At 74.2% G+C, this 19,929-nt stretch carries 21 protein-coding genes; 16 read left to right on the plus strand and 5 right to left on the minus strand.

Annotated features, from left to right (window positions below; all coding sequences use genetic code 11):
- Positions 1-100 precede the first annotated feature (100 nt).
- From ACTWQH_RS09860 to ACTWQH_RS09890, 7 genes are all read left to right on the plus strand, one after another.
- Positions 101-1,081 carry an ABC transporter permease gene (locus ACTWQH_RS09860; RefSeq protein ID WP_443286025.1) on the plus strand — a complete coding sequence of 327 codons (981 nt, stop codon included), beginning with the start codon at positions 101-103 and terminating at the stop codon, positions 1,079-1,081.
- A gap of 20 nt (positions 1,082-1,101) precedes the next feature.
- Entirely contained in the window at positions 1,102-2,178 is a 1,077-nt protein-coding gene (locus ACTWQH_RS09865) for an ABC transporter ATP-binding protein (protein WP_443286026.1), read from the plus strand.
- 23 nt (positions 2,179-2,201) lie between these two features.
- Positions 2,202-3,398, plus strand: coding sequence for an ABC transporter ATP-binding protein (locus tag ACTWQH_RS09870; protein ID WP_443286027.1), 1,197 nt, complete (start codon positions 2,202-2,204; stop codon positions 3,396-3,398).
- Positions 3,399-3,575: 177 nt separating this feature from the next.
- A complete protein-coding gene (locus ACTWQH_RS09875) occupies positions 3,576-3,776 on the plus strand; it encodes a hypothetical protein (protein WP_443286028.1) in 201 nt (66 codons plus the stop codon).
- 53 nt (positions 3,777-3,829) lie between these two features.
- Positions 3,830-4,702, plus strand: a complete 873-nt coding sequence (gene mshB / locus ACTWQH_RS09880; protein ID WP_443286029.1) for an N-acetyl-1-D-myo-inositol-2-amino-2-deoxy-alpha-D-glucopyranoside deacetylase — start codon at positions 3,830-3,832, stop codon at positions 4,700-4,702.
- Positions 4,696-5,085 carry a DUF6113 family protein gene (locus ACTWQH_RS09885; RefSeq protein ID WP_443286030.1) on the plus strand — a complete coding sequence of 130 codons (390 nt, stop codon included), beginning with the start codon at positions 4,696-4,698 and terminating at the stop codon, positions 5,083-5,085. Before mshB ends, ACTWQH_RS09885 begins: the two co-directional genes overlap by 7 nt.
- 335 nt (positions 5,086-5,420) lie before the next feature.
- Positions 5,421-7,454, plus strand: a complete 2,034-nt coding sequence (locus tag ACTWQH_RS09890) for a peptidoglycan binding domain-containing protein (RefSeq protein WP_443286031.1) — start codon at positions 5,421-5,423, stop codon at positions 7,452-7,454.
- Between the two features lie 13 nt (positions 7,455-7,467).
- On the opposite strand, the gene ACTWQH_RS09895 is transcribed toward ACTWQH_RS09890, so the two are convergent.
- Positions 7,468-8,508, minus strand: coding sequence for a GNAT family N-acetyltransferase (locus tag ACTWQH_RS09895; protein ID WP_443286032.1), 1,041 nt, complete (start codon positions 8,506-8,508; stop codon positions 7,468-7,470).
- Positions 8,509-8,610: 102 nt separating this feature from the next.
- Here ACTWQH_RS09895 and fdxA point away from each other — a divergent pair, with 102 nt between their 5' ends.
- Positions 8,611-8,937, plus strand: a complete 327-nt coding sequence (gene fdxA / locus ACTWQH_RS09900) for a ferredoxin (protein ID WP_443286033.1) — start codon at positions 8,611-8,613, stop codon at positions 8,935-8,937.
- Between the two features lie 9 nt (positions 8,938-8,946).
- Positions 8,947-10,095: a succinyldiaminopimelate transaminase gene (gene dapC / locus ACTWQH_RS09905; protein WP_443286034.1), complete on the plus strand. Its 1,149-nt coding sequence runs from the start codon at positions 8,947-8,949 to the stop codon at positions 10,093-10,095.
- A gap of 101 nt (positions 10,096-10,196) precedes the next feature.
- Here the strand turns inward: dapC and ACTWQH_RS09910 are convergent, their stop codons facing one another.
- Both ACTWQH_RS09910 and ACTWQH_RS09915 read right to left on the minus strand, forming a co-directional pair.
- Positions 10,197-10,562, minus strand: coding sequence for a hypothetical protein (locus tag ACTWQH_RS09910; protein ID WP_443286035.1), 366 nt, complete (start codon positions 10,560-10,562; stop codon positions 10,197-10,199).
- A 280-nt stretch (positions 10,563-10,842) separates the two neighbouring features.
- Positions 10,843-11,760, minus strand: a complete 918-nt coding sequence (locus ACTWQH_RS09915) for a hypothetical protein (RefSeq protein ID WP_443286036.1) — start codon at positions 11,758-11,760, stop codon at positions 10,843-10,845.
- A 55-nt stretch (positions 11,761-11,815) separates the two neighbouring features.
- On the opposite strand from ACTWQH_RS09915, the gene dapE reads away from it, so the two are divergent.
- Both dapE and ACTWQH_RS09925 read left to right on the plus strand, forming a co-directional pair.
- Positions 11,816-12,916, plus strand: coding sequence for a succinyl-diaminopimelate desuccinylase (gene dapE / locus ACTWQH_RS09920; RefSeq protein ID WP_443286037.1), 1,101 nt, complete (start codon positions 11,816-11,818; stop codon positions 12,914-12,916).
- Positions 12,917-12,954: 38 nt separating this feature from the next.
- Positions 12,955-13,797 carry a TIGR00730 family Rossman fold protein gene (locus tag ACTWQH_RS09925; RefSeq protein ID WP_443286038.1) on the plus strand — a complete coding sequence of 281 codons (843 nt, stop codon included), beginning with the start codon at positions 12,955-12,957 and terminating at the stop codon, positions 13,795-13,797.
- A 17-nt stretch (positions 13,798-13,814) separates the two neighbouring features.
- On the opposite strand, the gene folP is transcribed toward ACTWQH_RS09925, so the two are convergent.
- Positions 13,815-14,696, minus strand: coding sequence for a dihydropteroate synthase (folP, locus tag ACTWQH_RS09930; RefSeq protein ID WP_443286039.1), 882 nt, complete (start codon positions 14,694-14,696; stop codon positions 13,815-13,817).
- Between the two features lie 117 nt (positions 14,697-14,813).
- On the opposite strand from folP, the gene ACTWQH_RS09935 reads away from it, so the two are divergent.
- On the plus strand, positions 14,814-15,164 hold the full coding sequence (locus ACTWQH_RS09935) for a DivIVA domain-containing protein (protein ID WP_443286040.1): 351 nt from the start codon (positions 14,814-14,816) through the stop codon (positions 15,162-15,164).
- Positions 15,165-15,358: 194 nt separating this feature from the next.
- Complete coding sequence (locus tag ACTWQH_RS09940) at positions 15,359-15,529, plus strand: DUF3117 domain-containing protein (protein WP_443286041.1); 171 nt, start codon at positions 15,359-15,361, stop codon at positions 15,527-15,529.
- Positions 15,530-15,697: 168 nt separating this feature from the next.
- Here the strand turns inward: ACTWQH_RS09940 and ACTWQH_RS09945 are convergent, their stop codons facing one another.
- Positions 15,698-16,408, minus strand: a complete 711-nt coding sequence (locus ACTWQH_RS09945; protein WP_443286089.1) for an O-methyltransferase — start codon at positions 16,406-16,408, stop codon at positions 15,698-15,700.
- An 87-nt stretch (positions 16,409-16,495) separates the two neighbouring features.
- Between ACTWQH_RS09945 and sigE the strand changes: the two genes are divergently transcribed.
- The 3 genes from sigE to ACTWQH_RS09960 all read left to right on the plus strand — a co-directional run bounded on the left by sigE (position 16,496) and on the right by ACTWQH_RS09960 (position 19,896).
- Positions 16,496-17,320, plus strand: a complete 825-nt coding sequence (sigE, locus tag ACTWQH_RS09950; RefSeq protein WP_443286042.1) for an RNA polymerase sigma factor SigE — start codon at positions 16,496-16,498, stop codon at positions 17,318-17,320.
- The gene (locus ACTWQH_RS09955; RefSeq protein WP_443286043.1) at positions 17,317-18,159 is read left to right on the plus strand and encodes an anti-sigma factor family protein; all 843 of its coding nucleotides are present in this window, start codon (positions 17,317-17,319) and stop codon (positions 18,157-18,159) included. Before sigE ends, ACTWQH_RS09955 begins: the two co-directional genes overlap by 4 nt.
- Before the next feature lie 99 nt (positions 18,160-18,258).
- Complete coding sequence (locus ACTWQH_RS09960) at positions 18,259-19,896, plus strand: trypsin-like peptidase domain-containing protein (protein ID WP_443286044.1); 1,638 nt, start codon at positions 18,259-18,261, stop codon at positions 19,894-19,896.
- The last annotated feature ends 33 nt before the right edge of the window (positions 19,897-19,929 follow it).

A 19,929-nucleotide genomic window follows, 5' to 3' on the forward strand; every position in this document is an offset into this window, starting at 1 on the left:
GGCGCCCGCTCACCGACCGCCCACGTGAGCGGGCCCTCCGCCACCCCGCCCGGACCCGGCCGGCTCCGGCCACCTCACAAGGCTTCTAAGGCTGCAACCGATGCTCCGATTCATCGTCAGGCGAACGCTGGGCGCCATCGTCATCCTGCTGTTCATCAGCGCGATCACGTTCTTCCTCTTCTGGGCGGTCCCGCGCAATCCGGCGGTCCTCGCCTGCGGCAAGGGGAACTGCTCCCTCGAGGAACTCGCCGTCGTCGAGCGCAACCTCGGCATCGACGACCCCCTGCCCCAGCAGTACTGGGAATACATGGTCGGCATCTTCCTGGGCCGCGAGTTCCCCGCGGGCGACTGCCCCGCGCCCTGCCTCGGCTTCTCCTTCCGCAACAACGCCCCCGTGTGGGAGACCATCATCGACCGGCTGCCGGTCACCGTCTCGCTCGCCATCGGCGGCGCCGTCGTCTTCCTCACCCTCGGCCTCGCCTTCGGCATGCTGGCGGCCTGGCGCCGCGGCGGCCTGTTGGACAAGGGCATGAGCTCCACCTCCCTGGTGCTCAGCTCCATCCAGATCTACTTCCTCGGCCCGCTGGCCCTCGCCGTCCTGGTCCACAACACGGGATGGCTCAGTCAGCCGGAATACATCCCCTTCACCGACAGTCCCGGCGAATGGTTCATGGGGATGCTGCTGCCATGGCTGGTGCTGGCGACGATCTTCACCGCCAACTACACCCGCATGTCGCGCGCCACCCTCATCGAGCAGCTCCAGGAGGACCATGTCCGCATGGCCAGAGCCAAGGGCATGTCCCGCTCCACGGTGTTCTTCCGGTACGCCTGGCGCGGCTCGCTGATCCCGATCGTCACCATCCTCGGCGTCGACATGGGCTCGCTCTTCGGCGGCGCGATGATCACGGAGTACACCTTCACGCTGCACGGCCTGGGCAGGCTCGCGGTGGAGTCCGTGCAGGAGTCCGACCTGCCCATGCTCATGGGCGTGATGCTCTTCTCCGCGTTCATGATCGTCGTCTTCAACATCATCATCGACGCCTGCTACGCGCTGATCGACCCGCGCGTGCGGCTGTCCTGACCGCCGAGGGAGTGGGAGACGTGAACCTCGCCAAGACCCCCGAAACGGCGGACGCCGACGGCGCAGGCCGCGACGCCGACGCCGCCCCGTTCCTGTCCGTGCGGGACCTGCGCGTCCACTTCCGCACGGACGACGGCATCGTCAAGGCCGTCGACGGCCTGTCCTTCGACGTGCTGCGCGGCAGGACCCTCGGCATCGTCGGCGAGTCCGGCTCGGGCAAGTCCGTCGCCAACCAGGCGATCATGGGCCTGCACAACCCGAAGAACACCGCGATCTCCGGCGAGATCACGCTGGACGGCGAGGAGCTGACCACCGCCACCGAACGCCACCTCGAACGGCTGCGCGGCAACAAGGTCGCCATGGTCTTCCAGGACCCGCTCACCGCCCTGTCGCCCTACTACACGATCGGCCGCCAGATCGGCGAGCCGTTCCGCAAGCACAAGGGCGCCTCCAAGCGCGAGGCCCGCGAGCGGGCCATCGAGATGCTCGCCAAGGTCGGCATCCCCAACCCCAAGCGGCGGGTGGACGACTTCCCCCACCAGTTCTCCGGCGGCATGCGCCAGCGCGCCGTGATCGCCATGTCGCTGATCTGCGACCCCGACCTGCTCATCGCCGACGAGCCGACCACCGCGCTCGACGTCACCGTGCAGGCCCAGATCCTCGACCTGCTCAGGGAGCTCCAGCAGGAGTTCGGCTCCGCGATCATCCTCATCACCCACGACCTCGGCGTGGTCTCGCAGGTCTCCGACGACGTCCTGGTGATGTACGCCGGCCGCGCCGTGGAGCGCGGCTCCGTCCGCGACGTGCTGCGCAGCCCCCAGCACCCCTACACCTGGGGCCTGCTGACCTCCATGCCGCGCCTCGCCGGCGACGTCAACAAGGAGCTGGTGCCCATCACCGGCTCGCCGCCCAGCCTGCTCACCCCGCCGCCCGGCTGCCCCTTCGAGCCGCGCTGCTCCTTCCGCACCGAGGTGGCCGGGGCGAGCTGCGCGGCGGACCGGCCCGCGCTGCCGGCCGGCCGCGGCGCCGCATGCCACCTCACCGCCGAACAGAAGCGGACGTTCTTCACCGAGCGCGTCATGCCCCGCCTCGGCTAGCTCTCCCAAGGTTTGGACAAACGATGACCAGCGTCAGCATGAGCAAGGGCAAGGGCACCGGCGGCGCCGACCGCGAGGCCCTGATCACCGCCGAGGGGCTCACCAAGTACTTCCCGGTCAAGGGCGGGTTCCCGATCCGGCGGACCGTCGGCTGGGTCAAGGCCGTCGACGGCATCGACCTCACCGTGCACGCCGGGGAGAGCGTCGGCCTGGTCGGCGAGTCCGGCTGCGGCAAGTCCACCACCGGGCGGCTGCTGACCCGGCTGCTGGAGCCCACCGCGGGCACCATCCGCTACGGCGACCGGGACATCACCCGCGCCAGCCGGCGGGAGATGGCGCCCGTCCGCTCCGAGATCCAGATGATCTTCCAGGACCCGTACTCCTCGCTGAACCCGCGCCAGACGGTGGGCACGATCATCCGCGGGCCGATGGAGATCAACAACATCAACCCGCCCGGCGGGCACGAGAAGCGGGTGCGGGAGCTGCTGGAGATCGTCGGCCTCAACCCCGAGCACTACAACCGCTTCCCGCACGAGTTCTCCGGCGGCCAGCGGCAGCGCATCGGTGTCGCCCGGGCGCTGGCCCTCGAACCGAAGCTGATCATCGCCGACGAGCCGGTCTCCGCACTGGACGTCTCCATCCAGGCGCAGGTGGTGAACCTGCTGCGCCGCGTCCAGCGCGAGCTGGGCATCGCGTTCCTCTTCATCGCCCACGACCTGGCGGTGGTGCGCCACTTCTCCGAGCGCGTCGCCGTCATGTACCTGGGCAAGATCGTCGAGATCGGCGACCGCGAGTCGATCTACGAACGCCCCCGCCACCCGTACACGCACGCGCTGCTGTCCGCCGTGCCCGAGGGCGTGCTGGACGAGGTGATCGACGAGGCCATGGACGAGGCGCTGTCGGAGGCCGAGGACGGCGCGATTCCCCCGGAGGCGGACGACGCGGCGCATGCCGCGGCCGAGGCCGGGGAGGGGGCCGGCGCCGCCCGCCAGGGGCGGCAACGCATCCGCCTGACCGGCGACGTGCCCTCGCCCACCAACCCGCCCTCCGGCTGCCGCTTCCGCACCCGCTGCTGGAAGGCGCAGAAGAAGTGCGCCACCCACGAGCCCCCGCTCGTCCGCATCGAGGGAAACGCCGAGGGACACCTGACCGCCTGCCACTTCCCCGAGGAGGGCACCACTCGCTCCCGCGGCGAGGACATCGTGGTCAAGGCCGTCTGAGGGCCCACCCACCCGAACGCGACGGGGGCGTGCGCCCCTCATCTGCACCCATGCACCGAGCCATGATGACTCACGGATAGTTATGATCCGTCGCGCGCGGTGGTAGAAGCGTTGCGAAGCAGCGTTGCCAAGCCCCGCTCATCGATCCGGGCATGACGTCATGGAGGTGCTTCCACGGTGGTCTCCGTCTCCGCGGTGCTGGTGCTTGCCGTCATCGTCGTACTGCTGGTGAGGAAGGCCGGCCTGAAGGTGCTGCACGCCTCGCTGTGCGTCCTTCTCGGCTTCTACCTCGCCAGTTCGAGCATGGCGCCGAGCATCAGCGACTTCGGCGACACCATGGCCGATGTGATCGACGAGATCAGCGAGACGGCGTCGTAGGCCGCCGGAGGCCGTCTCAGGCCGTCGTGCGGGCGCCTTCTAAGCTGGGCGTCATGAATCCTGGCCAGGGGTGTGTGCTGCTGGTGCACGCGCATCCCGACGACGAGTCGATCAACAACGGGGTCACCATGGCCGCCTGCGCCGAGGCGGGCGACCGGGTCACGCTCGTCACCTGCACGCTCGGCGAGGAGGGCGAGGTCATCCCGCCGGAGCTGGCCCACCTCGCCGCCGGCCGGGACGACGCCCTCGGGCCCCACCGCGCGGGCGAGCTGGCCGCCGCCCTGCGCGCGCTCGGCGTCACCGACCACCGCTTCCTCGGCGGCCGGGGCCGCTGGCGCGACTCCGGCATGATGGGCCTGCCCTCCAACGACGGGGCGGAGGCGTTCTGGCGGGCCGAGGTGGACGAGGCCGCCGCCGCGCTCGCCGAGATCATCGACGAGGTCCGCCCGCAGGTCCTCATCACCTACCGCCCCGACGGCGGCTACGGCCACCCCGACCACATCCAGGCCCACCGGGTCGCGCTGCGCGGCGCCGAACTCGCCGCCTCCCGGGGCGGCCACCGCGTCTCCCGCACCCTGTTCACCTGCGTGCCTGCCCCGGTGGCGGAGGAGCGGCTCGCGCGGCTGCGCGCGGCGGGCGGGGGGCGTTTCCCCGGGGTCGCCGCGCTCGGCGACGTGCCCGGCGTCGTCCCCGAGGAGCGGGTGGCGCTGGCCGTGGCGGGCACCGCCGCCCAGGCCGCCGCCAAGGCGGCGGCGATGGCCGCCCACGCCACCCAGATCGAGGTGGACGCGGGCGGCGAGGTCTTCGCCCTCTCCAACGGCCTGGCACAGCCGCTGTGGGCCACCGAGTACTACGAGCTGGCGGCCGGCGACCCCGTCCCCGCCGGCGCCGGCGACATCTTCGCGGGGCTGGAGGTCCCATGCTGACCACGGGCGTGAACCTCGGCAGGGCGCTGGCGTACGCCGGGCTCGCCGCGCTCGGCATGCTGGCGGGGGTCGCCGGGGCGCTGGTGCAGGCCGGCTGGTTCCCGCTCGGCCTGCTGCTGGCGTTGGGCGGCGCGGCCGGGGCCTTCTGGGGCGGCGCCCTGCTGACCGGCTCCCGCGCCGGGGCGGTGGCGCCCGGCGGCGGCTGGGTGCTGGCGGTGATGCTGCTGACGGCCACCCGCCCGCAGGGCGACTTCGTCTTCGCCTCGGGCGCGGGCAGTTACATCTTCCTCCTCGGCGGCATGGCCATCGCCTTCGCGTGCGCCGCGCTCGCCCCGGCCCGGCCGCTGTTCGCCGTCGTCCAGGACACGCGTTCGCGGGGCTAGGGCCTGTCGGGGCGCTCGTGCCGGACCGGCCCGCGGCGTCGGACGCGGCCGATCGCACGGCGGAGGGTCGCTCTCCTACGCATATGCTTGGGCGATCCCGGCAACGCGGCGAGCGGCCGTAGCGCGAAGCGGTGGGGGTGCATCCCGCGCAGCGAAGCGGAGTGGGGGAGTCTCGGGCCCGGAAGATCCACCGGACAGGGCCCGGGCTCGTCGCCGGCCCTGTGCCGATCCTGTGGTGGCGGCGTGGCGCCTCGCTCACCCCAGTATCGTGGGGCTCGCCGACCGGACCGGCCGTGTCGCCGGACGGCCGGTGAAGCCAACCGGGAGATCCTGCCTTGAGTCGTGAAACAGACAACCCCTCCCCGCGTCCCCGGGGGTGGGGGGACCCCCAGCGCAGTGAAGGGGAGGACGCGGACCGCCCCGGCGCTCCGCGGCCGGAGGAGGAACAGACCGAGACCACGCTGACGACCCGGGCGCGGATCAACATCCCCGGGTCGCGGCCCATTCCGCCCATCGTGGTCCGGGAGACCGTCGACGAGACCGCCGCCCACGGCACGCCGTCGGCCGCCGCCGCCCCGCCCCCGCCGCCCGGCGGGGGCGCGCCCGACGGCAAGAAGGCGAGCTCTTGGTTCGAGCCGCGCAAGCCCCCCCGGGGCCCGGGTGGCGGCGGCGCGGGCGCCGGCCCCGCCACCAGCCCCGGCATGTCGGCGTCCGCCGCGTCCGCCGCGTCCGCCGCGTCCGCCGCGTCCGCCGCGCCCGCCCCGGCGGCGCCGCCGGCGCCCGGCGGCCCCGCGACGGGTCCGATCCCCGGCGTGTCGGGCGGGCCCGCGCTCCCCAGGCTGCCCAGCCTCCAGCGCCGTGGCGCCCAGCGCGGCGAGACTCCGCCCTCCGGCAGCCCCGCGGCGAGCCCGCCGCCCCGCCCGGGCGACACCCCGGCCGGAGGCATCCCGGGGCTGGGCCGCTCGGCGCCGAACTGGTTCCAGCCCACCGACACGCCGCCGGACGGCACGGCGCAGGCGTTCCCCGTCGCGCCCGGTTCCGTCGCGCCGCCGGCGCCCACGCCGCAGCTCACCCCGGCGCCCGCGCCGACCCCGCCGCACGGCACCGGCGTCCCGCCCCGCCCCGTCGGGCCGACCACGGGCCCGGTGAGCGGCTCGATGCCGCTCGCCCCGCCGCCCGGCGACGAACTCGCCGCCACCACCATGGACCTGGGCGGCCCGTTCCCGCCCGCGCCCCCGCCCGTGCGCAACCGCGAGGGCGGGCTGACCGCCACCGGCTCGCTCCCGGCGTTCGGCGGCGGCGAGGGCGGACCGGCCGTGCCGCCGCCCGGGCCCGACCCGCGGCCGGAGGGCGGCGAGCGCGACGCGGAGCCCGAGGCCGCGCCAGCCGCCCGGCGCCGGGGGCGTTCGCGCCTGAAGCTGCTGGTCATCGCCCTCGCCGGGGTCGGCGTCGTCGCCTACGGCGCCGGGCTCCTGCTCACCTCCGACGACGTGCCCAAGGGCACCACCGTCCTCGGCATCGACATCGGCGGCACCACCTCCCAGGACGCCGTCAACCGCCTCGACGCCGCGCTGGACCGCGCCAACAGCGAGCCGCTGACGCTCCTCATCGGCGGGGAGGAGGCCGAGCTCTCGCCCGACGTCGCCGGGCTGGCCGTCGACACCAAGGCCACCGTCGACAGCGTCTCCGGGCAGGACTACAACCCGGTCACCGTCATCGGCTCCCTCTTCGGCGCCGAGCGCACCGAGGGCGCGGTCTTCGCCATCGACCGGGAGAAGCTCACCGTCGCCCTCCAGGAGATCGCCGACGAACACGCCGGCGACGGCGCGCCGGTCGAGGGCGGCGTCACCTTCGAGGACGGCCAGGCCATCGGCCACCCCGGCCAGCCGGGCAACGCCATCGACGTCCAGGCGGCGGCGGACGCCGTGGAGGCGGCGTTCCGCGATCGTGCCGCCACCGGCCGCGACCCGGCCATCGAACTGCCCGTCACCGCCCAGGACCCGCTGGTGGACGCGGCCGAGGTCGACCGGGCCATGGAGGATTTCGCCGAGCCCGCGATGTCCGGCTACATCTGGGTGCAGGCCGGGGACGCGCTCGACCCGCTGGCGTTCAGCCCGGAGACGCTCAGCGAGATCCTGACGATGCAGCCGGTCGACGGCAAGCTCCAGCCGGTGATGGACACCGAGGTGCTCGCCGAGAAGTACGGCGGCTACTTCGACGGCGTCGAGATCGACGCGGGCAGCGGGCGCGTGGCGCTGACGCCCGAGCACGTCGCCGCCGCCATGCTGCCCGTGCTGCGCGAGACCGCCGCCACCGACGAGCTGGAGGGCGGCCGCCTCGCCGTCGTCGAGGGCGCCGTCGGGCCCTAGCGCGCCTAGCGCCCTAGTCCCGCCCCGGCCCCCGGTAGAGGGTGAGGGCCGGGGCGTTGCCGGCCTCGACCTGGAGGTGTGCGGCGCTGGCGCCCTCGGCCAGCGCCGCGCGGGCCAGCTCGGCCATCACGGCGATCGCCAGGCCCCGGCGCCGGTGCGCGGGCGCCACGTGGATCGCGGCGAAACCGGCCCAGCGGCCGTCCACCACGCAACGCCCCACCGCCGCCGTGCCGGCGCCGTCCCCGGCGCCGTCGGCGACCGTGGCGAACCACACCGAGGGCCCGCCCAGCAGTACCCGGCGCGCGGCGGCCGGGTCGCGCCGCGCGGCCGGGCTGCCGCGCAGCCAGTCCTCGCCCAGCTCCCGCCCGACCCTCACACGGGCGTCCGGCTCCCGGTCCGCCAGCGGCCCCAGGGCCGCCACCTGCACGACGGTGGGGTACGCCGCGCGCCAGCCGCGCCGCTCCAGCTCGGCGGCGAGCACCTCGTCCCCGCGGTCCCCGCGGTCCCCGCGGTCCCCGCGGTCCCCGCGGTCCCCGCGGTCCCCGCGGTCCCCGCGGTCCCCGCGGTCCCCGCCCCGCGCCCCCGTCGCCACCTGGAGCGACGGCGGCAGCCCGCGCCCGGCGTACCAGGCGGCGATCCGCTCCAGGTCGGGCTCGCCCTCGCCCGAGCGGTACGCCGAGTTGGCGCGGTGGGACCACCCGGCCGCCGCCCGCGCCGTCCAGCCGCCGATCGTCTCGGTCTCCGGCGCGGGCCAGCTCCGCGCGGCCACCCGCCGCAGCTCGTCGAGGCCGGCCGCCGGCGTTCCCCGGCGGCGCGCGGGCGCGTCGGGCACCACCTTGGCGGCCACCATCTCCGACTCGTGCAGGCGCGCGACCCGGCCGTCCCGGCGTGTGACGCTGAGCACACCACCCTCCCAGGCGCTGAGCACCCCGACGGTGTCGGTGAAGCGCGCAGGGTGGTGCTCCGGTCGGGCTCGCATCCGCACCGAGACGCGTTGCCCCACGTCAGCGGGGGTAATGCGGACCTCAAGGCGACCGCGGGCAGCAAATTCCACCGTCTTCCAGCCCCTCATTAGGTTCCATTAGGCCCGACCGGCGATACTAGGGCTGAGATCGACGACCCCGCGCTCCCGCGCTTAATGAGGAGGACTGAGAGCGTGACCTACGTCATTGCGCAGCCTTGCGTTGACCTGAAGGACAAGGCGTGCATCGAGGAGTGCCCAGTCGATTGCATCTACGAGGGTCAGCGCGCCCTGTACATCCACCCCGACGAGTGCGTGGACTGCGGTGCCTGCGAGCCGGTCTGCCCCGTCGAGGCGATCTTCTACGAGGACGACACCCCGGAGGAGTGGAAGGACTACTACAAGGCGAACGTCGAGTTCTTCGACGAGCTCGGCTCGCCCGGCGGCGCCAGCAAGCTGGGCCTGATCGAGCGGGACCACCCGCTGATCGCGGCGCTGCCGCCGCAGGAGCACGACGAGTAGACCCGCGACGTGCCCGTTCCCCCTTCTTCCTCTCCGGCCTCCCGGCCCCCGCCGGTCTCCTCGCGGCTGCCCGTCTTCCCGTGGGACCGGCTTGAGCCGTACCGGGCCGACGCCGCCGCCCACCCCGGCGGCATCGTCGACCTGTCGGTCGGCACGCCCGTCGACCCCGTTCCCGGGGTCGTCAGGCGGGCGCTGGCCGACGCCGCCGACAGCCCGGGGTATCCCACGGTGTGGGGCACCGAGGCGCTGCGGGAGGCGATCCTGGGCTGGTGCGCACGGCGCACGGGCACCGGGGAGCTGGGCCTCGGGCACCAGCACGTGCTGCCGGTGATCGGCTCCAAGGAGCTGGTCGCCTCGCTCCCGGCCCAGCTCGGCGCGGGCCCGGGCGAGAAGGTGGCGTTCCCCGAGCTGGCGTACCCGACGTACGAGGTGGGGGCGCGGCTGGCGGGCGCCGAGCCCGTGCCGTACCGGGCGGGCGAGCTGCCCGAGACGGCCCCCGACCCGCGGGGCCTGAGGCTGCTGTGGCTCAACTCCCCGGCGAACCCCTCCGGCCAGGTGCTCCCCGCCTCCCGGCTGCGCCGCGTCGTGGCGTGGGCGCGGGAGCACGGGGTGCTGCTCGTCAGCGACGAGTGCTACCTGGAGTCCGGCTGGGAGGCGGACCCGGTGTCGGTGCTGCACCCGGAGGTGTGCGGCGGCAGCGTCGAGGGGCTCGTCGCCGTGCACTCGCTCTCCAAGCGCTCCAACCTGGCGGGCTACCGCGCGGCGTTCCTCGTCGGCGACCCGGCGGTGCTGGGGGAGCTGCGGCAGGTCCGCAAGCACGCCGGGATGATGGTGCCCGCGCCGGTGCAGGCGGCGATGGTGGCGGCGCTCGGCGACACGGCGCACGTGGCCGCGCAGCGGGAGCGGTACGCCGCCCGGCGCGCGGCGTTGCGCGGGGCGCTGACCGGGCGCGGCTTCCGGATCGAGCACAGCGAGGCCTCGCTGTACCTGTGGGCGACGCGGGACGAGCCGTGCTGGGAGACCGTGAGCGACCTCAGCAAGCACGGGATCCTGGTGGCGCCCGGCGACTTCTACGGGACGGCGGGCGAGCGGTTCGTGCGGGTGGCGCTGACGGCCACGGACGAGCGGGTGGCGGAGGCGGTCAGCCGCCTGGCCTGACCCGCGGCGGGCGTGACCGGCCCCGGACCCTGGTGGCCGGGTCCGGGGGCTGGTCGGGGATATCGGGGGATGCCGGGGGACGCCGGGGCGGACGCGGTCCCTCAGAGCGCGCTGAGGTCCGGGTCGTCGAGGGACGGCAGCGTCCGCTTCAGCCCCTCGGGGTTCACAAAGTCCCGCTGCACGTCCCCCAGGAGGCTGGCGCTGGTGTGCGCGGTCTTCTGCGCCACCTCGTTGACGGCCGGCATGAGGACGGGCATGGCGCTCTTGGCGGCCTCGTTCCCGACCTCTTCCAGCAGGGTGTTGGCGATCCGCACGGTGTCGCTCAACGCCTCGTCCGTGCCCTTCGAGTCGGCGGCGGCGGAGTCGGCCGCACCCCAGACGGGCGCGACGCCGGCGGCGAGCACGAACGCGGCCTTGGCCATGCGGCGGCGGAGGGGACGGCGGGGGAGACGCCTGGAGGCAGACATGATGCTCCTTCGCGGAGTATGGAGAGATGCTTAACGCCCACGTGCGGAATCGCGCGTGACGTGACGTGTGGACGTCGTGACTATCGGCTTGGGGCGGGCGGAGGTTTCGGCTGCACCGGGTAAAGGATTGTTAATGCGTCGCATTATCGAATGCGGCGAAATCAGCGACGAAAACGGTCAATCGCCACGCCCTCCGGGCGGTTGACGTAACGTCACATCAACTGCCTGCGCCGTGGTGCGCGCGCTTTGCGGCAAATCTCCCGTGCAAAGGCCCTGGCCGCTACTGGGGTTGGGCCGAGGCCTCGCCGGGCGGGAAGGTGCCGAGCCGGATCTCGGCCGTCGCCGCCGTCCCGCCCGCGAGGCCGTCCTCCTCGGTGGCCTCCCGCCAGCCCTCCTCCGACCGGTCGGCCTCCCAGACCCGCTCCCCGTAGTCGATCCGCTGGATGCCCAGCTCGGCGGCGTGCGCCACCGCCCAGTGCGCCAGCTCCCAGCCCTGCCCGGGCTCCCCCTCCGCGCCGGCCGGGCAGGTGAGGGTGGCTCCGTCGCCGCTCACCGGCACGCGGCCGCCGAACTGCCGCCGTATCCGCTCCCGCACCTCGGCCGGCCGCCCCTGAACCGGCTCGGAGCCCACGACGCAGTTGAGCGCCGCCGCCCGCCGCCCGGTCAGCGCGGCGGCCAGCACCTCGGCCTCCTGCTCGTGCTGGGCGTAGGCGTCCGGGTAGGCGCTGCGCTGCACGGCCTGCGCGGCCTCGGTCAGTGGCAGCGTCTCGTAGTCCGGCACCTCCACCAGGTGGTCGTAGAACTGCCCGGCCGCGTACACCGGGTCCAGGACCTCCTCCGCGCTGCCCCAGCCCTGCGAGGGCCGCTGCTGGAAGAGGCCGAGGGAGTCGCGGTCGCCGTAGTCGATGTTGAGCAGCCGCGACTCCTGCATGGCGGTGGCGATGGCTATGGTCACCGCGCGTTCCGAGAGGCCGCGCGCGGAGCCGACGGCCTCGATCGTCGCGGCGTTGGCCGCCTGCTGATGCTCCGTGGTGAACGCCACCTCGCCGGAGTGGCCGGACACGGCACAGTGCGGCTCCGGTGGATCGTCCGAGTCGTACCTCGTCACCACGTACGCGGCGGTCGCGGCCAGTAACAGCACGGTGAACGCGCCGCCCACCCCCCGGCCGCGGGACTGGGACGATTTCCGTTCGGGCACCCGACAAAGGTAGCGGGTCACGTGGCCGTTACCTGCCCCCCGGTACCGTAACGACATGCAGCCACCCGCATCACCGCCGGGGCTCGACCACCGGCTCGACCTCGGCCTGGACGCCGTCGCGCTCACCGCCCGGCTGGTGGACATCCCCTCGGTCAGCGGCACCGAGCGGCCGCTCGCCGACGCCCTCCAGACCGCGCTGCGGGCGCTGCCCTGGCTGCGGGTCGACCGGCACGGCAACAACGTCGTCGCCCGCACCGACCTCGGCCGCGCCGAGCGGGTGGTGCTCGCCGGCCACATCGACACCGTGCCCGTCGCCGGGAACCTCCCCTCCCGCCTCGACGAGGACGGCGTGCTGTGGGGCTGCGGCACCAGCGACATGAAGTCCGGCGTGGCGGTGCAGCTGCGCCTCGCCGCCACCGTGCCCCGCCCCAACCGCGACCTGACCTTCGTCTTCTACGACAACGAGGAGGTCGACGCCGCGCGCAACGGCCTCGGCCACCTCGCCGCCGCCCACCCCGACTGGCTCGCCGCGGACTTCGCGGTGCTCCTTGAGCCCTCGAACGGGGAGGTCGAGGGCGGCTGCCAGGGCACCCTGCGCCTGCTGCTGCGGCTGCCCGGCCAGCGCGCGCACTCGGCCCGCAGCTGGACCGGGTCCAACGCCATCCACGCCGCCGCCCCCGTGCTGGCCCGCCTCGCGGCGTACGTCCCGCGCCGCCCGGTGATCGACGGCCTGGAGTACCGCGAGGGCCTGAACGCGGTCCGCATCGAGGCCGGAGTCGCCGGGAACGTCATCCCCGACGCCTGCACCGTCGCCGTGAACTACCGCTTCGCCCCCGACCGGAGCCCCGAGGAGGCCATCGCCCACGTCCACGAGGTCTTCGAGGGCTGCGGCGTCGCCGAGTTCACCGTCGACGACCACGCGCCGGGCGCGCTGCCGGGCCTGAACCACCCCGCCGCCCGCGCCTTCACCGAGGCGGTGGGCGGGCAGCCGCGCCCGAAGTACGGCTGGACCGACGTCTCGCGCTTCTCCGCCCTCGGCGTGCCCGCGGTCAACTACGGTCCCGGCGACCCCAACCTGGCGCACAAGGCCGACGAGCGGGTGGAGGGCGAGCTGATCATCCGCTGCGAGGAGCGGCTGCGCGCCTGGCTCGCCTGAGCGCCTACCCTGAATCGGGTGCGTGGGAGGAGCAGGCCATGAAGGACAGCGACAGCGACAGCGACAGCGAGAGCACGGGCGGCGGCGAGGGCGTGGACCGGGTCCCGGACCCCGAGCCGGACGAGCTCGGCAAGCGTGGCGTACGCCCGGAGCCGGCCGAGCCCGGCCCGCGCGAGCAGTACCTCGGCCCGGTGGTGCGCCGCCGCGGACAGGTCGTGCCCGGCACCGCCGACCAGCGGCTGCTGGACACCCGCGGGCCCGCCGACTGGGTCCACGGCGACCCCTGGCGCGTGCTGCGCATCCAGTCGGAGTTCGTCGAGGGCTTCGGCGCGCTGGCCGAACTCGGCCCGGCCGTGAGCGTCTTCGGCTCCTCCCGGACGCCCGTGGGGTCCCCGGAGTACGAGATCGGCGTGCGCATCGGCAAGGGGCTGGCCGAGGCGGGCTTCGCCGTGATCACCGGCGGCGGCCCGGGCGCGATGGAGGCGGCCAACCGCGGCGCCAGCGAGTCCGGCGGCGTCTCCGTCGGCCTCGGCATCGAGCTGCCCTTCGAGCAGGGCCTGAACGACTATGTCGACATCGGCGTCAACTTCCGCTATTTCTTCGTCCGCAAGACGATGTTCGTGAAGTACGCCCAGGGCTTCCTCGTGCTGCCCGGCGGGCTCGGCACCCTGGACGAGCTCTTCGAGGCGCTGACCCTGGTCCAGACCGGCAAGGTCACCCGCTTCCCGATCGTGCTCTTCGGCACGGCGTACTGGCAGGGCCTGGCGGGCTGGCTGCGCGAGACCGTGGTCGCCCAGGGCAAGGCGTCCGCCGCGGACGAGGGCCTCTTCCAGGTCACCGACGACGTGGAAGAGGCCATCACGCTGGTCACCAAGCCGTAGCCGCAGCCACAGCCCTGCTACGCCAGGCCGCGGCGGGCCACCGCGGGCGGCCGGTGCCCGGCGATCGACGCGACCATGTCCAGCACCTGCCGCGTCTCCGCGACCTCGTGCACCCGGTAGACCCGCGCCCCCAGCCACGCCGAGACCGCCGTGGCCGCCAGCGTCCCGATGAGCCGCTCCTTCACGGGCAGGTCCAGCGTCTCGCCGACGAAGTCCTTGTTGGAGAGCGACACCAGCACCGGCCAGCCCGTCGCCGTCATCTCGTCCAGGCGCCGGGTCGCCTCCAGAGAGTGCCGCGTGGACTTCCCGAAGTCGTGCCCGGGATCGATGAGGACGCCGTCCCGCCGCACGCCCAGCCGCACGGCCCGCTCCGCCAGCCGCACCGTGTCCCGCAGGATGTCGGCCATCACGTCCTCGTACGCCACCCGGTGCGGCCGGGTGCGGGGCGCCGCGCCGCCGGTGTGGGTGCAGACCAGGCCGGCGCCGTGCCGGGCGGCGACCTCGGCCAGGCGCGGGTCGGCGCCGCCCCAGGCGTCGTTGAGCAGGTCGGCGCCGGCCTGGCAGACGGCCTCTCCGACCTCGTGGCGCCAGGTGTCGACGCTGATGACCACCTCGGGGAAACGCCGCCGCACCTCGGCGACGAAGCCGGCGGTGCGGCGTATCTCCTCGGCCACGCCGACCTCGGCGCCGGGGCCCGCCTTCACCCCGCCGATGTCGATGATCGCCGCGCCCTGGGCGATGGCGTCCTCGACGCGGGCGAAGGCGGCCTGGTCGCCGAAGGTCGCGCCCCGGTCGTAGAACGAGTCGGGCGTCCGGTTCACGATGGCCATGATCACCGGCTCGGTCGCCGGGAACTCGCGCGACCCGAGGCGCAGCGTCCCGCTCTGCTCTCCGCTCATCGGTCCGACGCTACCGGGACGCCGGCTGTCCGCGCTTGTCGGTGCCTCGTGCGACGATCGGCATAGCATCCGACAGGCATCGGACAGTTCTCTGAGGGGACAAGGGGAGGCGGCGTCGTGTTCTGGTTTCTGATGGCGGCGATGGTGGTGGTGATCGCCGCGGTCACGCTGGCCGTGCTGGGCAGCGGCGACGGCTCGGGCGGGCCGGTGTCCGGCGGCATGCCGGAAGCCGAGCCGGACCGGATCGACGACCCGCTGCCGAGGGACCGTCCGGTCGTCCCGGCCGACGTGGTGGCGGTGCGCCTGCCGGTGGCGCCCCGGGGCTATCGCATGGCGGAGGTCGACGACGTGCTGGACCGGCTCGCCGCCGAGCTCGCCGAGCGGGACGCGCGCATCGCGGAGCTGGAGAGCGCGCTGGCCGGTGCCCGGGCGGTCGCCCAGCGGCAGGACGAGGCGGCTGGCGAGTGAGCGTGATGTTCGCCGTGGTGAAGGCGCAATCGCCGGATTGAGTGGATTTGCGAGCGTGCGTTGCCGAAGGGATACCGCCCGATGTTGGTCATGGAACCGTGCCATGCGGGATAATGGCCTGAAGCAACGTGTTCGATGCCGGTGATCGCTTCGGTTGTCGGCTGCGGTGAGCTGGTTCAGGAAGGGGAACGAGCATGGCGGCCATGAAGCCGCGGACGGGCGATGGCCCGCTCGAGGTGACCAAGGAGGGGCGGGGGATCATCATGCGCGTTCCGCTCGAAGGCGGTGGGCGACTCGTGGTCGAGCTGAGCCCCGACGAGGCGGTTGCGCTCGACGAGGAGCTGAAGAAAGTGACGGCGAGCTGAGCCGCCCGTGTCACGAGTCGATCCCTCAGCCCGCTTCTTGACTCGCTTAGCCACGCTGACACGCGACCGGCCCAGGCCGCCCGCCGTCAGTCCTATCGGCGCTGCCCCGGACCACCTACCGGGGCAGCGCCGTTTTCCTGCCGCCCGGAGGGCCCATGCCCGGACCGGCTACGCCCGGGCGGCGCACAACAGGCCGTCGCCGACCGGCAGGAGCGCGGGCACCAGCTCCTTGCTCTCGCGCACCGCGCGGAGCAGCTCGCGCAGGCGCAGCACCTCGGCCGGCTGGATCCTGGAGTCGACCGTGCGTCCGTCGGCGAAGACGCCGGTGAAGCAGACCAGGCCGCCCGGACGAAGCAGACGCAACGATTCTCCAAGACATTCCAGGCATTCCAGTCGGCTGCCGTCGCAGAAGACCAGGTCGTAGCCGCCGTCGGTGAGCCGGGGCAGCACGTCGAGCGCGTGGCCGACGATGAGCCGCGCCCTGTTGGCCGGGAAGCCCGCCATCCGGAACGCCTGCCGGGCGAACTGCTGCCGCTCCGGCTCGATCTCCACCGTGGTCAGCACGCCCTCCGGGCGCATGCCGTGCAGCAGGTAGATGCCGGACACCCCGGTGCCCGTGCCGATCTCGACCACCGCCCGGGCCGTGCTCGCCGCGGCCAGCAGCCGCAGGGCGTCGCCGGTGCCGGGCGAGACCGGGCGCAGCCCGGCCTCCTGAGCCCGGTCGCGGGCCCAGCGCAGCGCCGTCCCCTCCGCGGTGTCGGCGTCCGGTGCGCCGTACGCCTCGGCGAACGCCCAGCTCGTCAGCCGGTTGCCGGTAATGGCCGTCTCCTGTCCCCGTCTGTCACGCGCATCGACTGTATCGACTCTCCCCGGGAACAGGTCGGCTGGACCGGACGTTGGACGAAGAGGCACCGGGGCGGAAAGCCGGTCAAAAATGCTTATCCGGAGCTAACGGGTGAGGTGGTTATGGTAGGGACTCCACTGGACACCACCAGAGCCAACAGGGGAGGTGCGGCCGTGGCCACGGGCCGGGGGGTGCTCAAACGCCTCCTCGGGTCCTCTGGCAGGCCGACGGACGTGACTGAGAACGCTGACGCCGACCGGGCCCAGGAACCCACCGGGCCCGCCGAGACCGCCGAGACCGGCACGGCCACGGCCGAGCTGGCCACCTTTGGCGCCGGCGCGGACGGTGAGACCTGGGCTCCCCCGAGCTGGGAGGAGATCGTCAGCACCCACAGCGCGCGCGTCTACCGCCTCGCCTTCCGCCTGACCGGCAACCAGCACGACGCCGAGGACCTGACCCAGGAGGTCTTCGTCCGCGTCTTCCGCTCGCTGTCGACCTACACCCCGGGCACCTTCGAGGGGTGGCTGCACCGCATCACCACGAACCTCTTCCTGGACTCGGTGCGCCGCAAGCAGCGCATCCGCTTCGACGCCCTCGGCGATGACGCCGCCGAGCGGCTGCCCAGCCGCGAGCCCACGCCCCAGCAGCACTTCAACGACACGCACTTCGACGCCGACGTGCAGCAGGCGCTCGACACCCTCGCGCCCGACTTCCGGGCGGCGGTGGTGCTCTGTGACATCGAGGGTCTGAGCTACGAGGAGATCGCCACCACCCTCGGCGTGAAGCTCGGCACCGTCCGCAGCCGCATCCACCGTGGCCGCTCCCACCTGCGCAAGGCCCTGCAGCACCGCTCGCCGCGCGGGCGGGAGCAGGAGACCGTGCTCGCCGCCGTGCCCGCCGTGCCCGCCGCGCCCGCGTCCTCGGCGGAGGAAGGCGGGGCCGGGTGACGAGCGCCGCCGAAGCAGGACCGGCCGACCAGCATCTCGGAGAGAGCCTGGCCGCGCTGATCGACGGGGAGCTGTCGCACGACAGCCGGGACCGGGTGCTCGCGCACCTGGCCACCTGCCCCAGTTGCAAGGACGAGGCCGACGCCCAGCGCCGGCTGAAGAGCGTCTTCGCCACCAGCCCGCTGCCCGCCCCGCCGGCGGGCCTGCTGGCGCGGCTGCAGGGGCTTCCGGCCACCAACGGCGAGCCCGACCCGCCCGGCTCCTCGCGCCGCGACGAGCCGCGCGATCGGGAGGAGCCGCCGGGCCCTAAGCCGGGGTCGCTGCCCGGCGGCCGCCGGGGCGCCTCGTGGCTCGGCCCTCCGATCATCGGCGGGGTGCGCGGCTTCCGTATACACGAGCCGGGGGCCGCGGGACGCACGCATCGCGGCCACCGGCTTGCCTTTGCCGCCGCGGGCGCGGTTTCGCTGGCGGCGTTCGCCATCGGTGGCGCCATGACCAGCCCCGGCGCCACCGGAGCCGGTGCCGCGTCGGGCGGCAGCACGGTCGCGGCGGGAGGCGGCGCCTCGCCGGCGAGCGTGGTGCGGGCCACGAGCAACCGGCCGGAGGAGGACACCGCGCGGCGGTCAGCCGTCGGCTCGGTCGCGGCCTCGGACACGAGCGCGTGGCCGCCGGGAGCGAGCGACCCCGCCGGCCTGGCGGAGCAGCTTTTCCCGGCGTTGGGGCCCATACTGGCAGCGGGCCCGGACGAGGGATCGACCACGTCGGTTCCGGCACCCATGCTCATCAGCCTCGCCCCCGTCGGCGGGCTCGGCATCGTCGGAGCCACGGACGCCCCATGAGGCGCTTCCGTGACCCGGTGGGCGGCCACCTGGTTGAATCCCTTACCGGAGCACTGAGAACCAGCCGGTAGCGGGGTAGCGGACACGATGGGGACGGGAATGGACAACGGGAAGAGCGTTTCCTGGGGGTCTCCCCGGCAGAGCCAGCAGGACGAGGACACCGAGCGTCGCCACGCGGAGGAGGCGTACGGCACGCCGCCCTATGGCCAGCCGGGTCCCTGGGCCCCCGCGCCCCCCGTGCAGCGGCCGGAGCCGACCCCGCCCGCGGGCACGAGGACGTCCCCGCCCGCCGCCCCCGCCGGCACGCCCGCGGGCCAGACGCCCGCGGCGGGCACGCCCACCGGGCAGGCCCCGGCGGGCGCCGCGCCCGGCACCGCGCCCGCGCCCCGTCCCACGCCGATGGGAACGCCGCCCACCGGCACGCCGATGCCGCCCGCCCGTGCCACCGCGCCGCCGCAGGCGCACGCCGCGCCCGCCGCGCACGCGCCCGCCCCTGCCGCCGCCTCCCTGCCCGGCGAGCCGCTGCGGCGTTACGACCCGTGGGGCGGCACCGCGGGCGGCGGCGTTCCCCTGCCCGGCGTGCCCGGGGCCGCCCCCGCCGGGGTGCCGCCGGCCGGCGCGTCCGAACGGCCGCGTCCCCTGGCGCTCGTGGCCGGGGCGGCGCTGATCGCGCTCCTCGCGGGCCTCGTCGGCGGCGCCATCGGCGTTCAGATGGAGCGCGACGGCACCTTCAACGACGACGAGGTGCAGCTGCCGCAGTCCTCGCCCGATGACGGGCCCGCGCCCGAGGGCAGCATCGCCGGGATCGCCGAGGACGTCCTCCCCGGCGTCGTCACCCTGCACGTCTCGGGCGCCGAGGCCGCGGGCACCGGCACCGGCTTCGTGCTGGACGACGAGGGCCACATCCTCACCAACGCCCACGTGGTGGAGCCCGCCGGGGACGGCGGCGTGATAGAGGTCACCTTCAGCAGCGGCGACACGGCGCAGGCCGAGGTCATCGGCTCGGACGCCGGGTACGACCTGGCCGTGGTCGAGGTCAGCGGCGTCTCCGGCCTCAGCCCGCTGGAGCTGGGCGACTCCGACTCCGTGCGCGTGGGCGACCCGGTGATCGCCTTCGGCGCCCCCTTCGACCTGGCGGGCACCGTCACCTCCGGCATCATCAGCGCCACCGAGCGCCCCATCACGGCGGGCGGCTCCGAGCCGGACGGCTCCGACATCAGCTATGTCAACGCCCTCCAGACCGACGCCCCGATCAACCCCGGCAACTCCGGGGGCCCCCTGGTCGACATCAGCGGCCGGGTGATCGGCATCAACAGCGCGATCCGCACCGCCGACTCCGGCGGCTTCGACTCCGGCAGCTCCGGCAGCGTCGGCCTCGGCTTCGCCATCCCCATCAACCAGGGCAGGGACGTCGCCGAGCAGCTCATCAACGTCGGATACGCCACCCACCCCGTCATCGGCGTGATGCTCGACACCGGCTACGCGGGCGAGGGCGCCATGGTCGGCAGCACCACTCCCGGCGAGGAGGCGGTGACGCCCGGCGGCCCGGCGGACCAGGCGGGCGTGCAGGAGGGCGACCTGATCACCGCCGTCGACGGGGAGCCGGTGCGGACCGGGGACGAGCTCATCGTGAAGATCCGCAGCCACCAGCCGGGCGACCGGCTGGCGCTCACCATCGAGCGCGGCGGCGAGGAGATGCAGATCGACGTGGTCCTCGGCGAGGAGACGGGAAGCTGACGGTGGGGTGGTCGGCCGTTCACCCGCCTGTCC

This window comes from Streptomyces sp. 6N223 (assembly GCF_052246635.1).
In the GTDB taxonomy this organism is placed as follows: domain Bacteria; phylum Actinomycetota; class Actinomycetes; order Streptomycetales; family Streptomycetaceae; genus Streptomyces.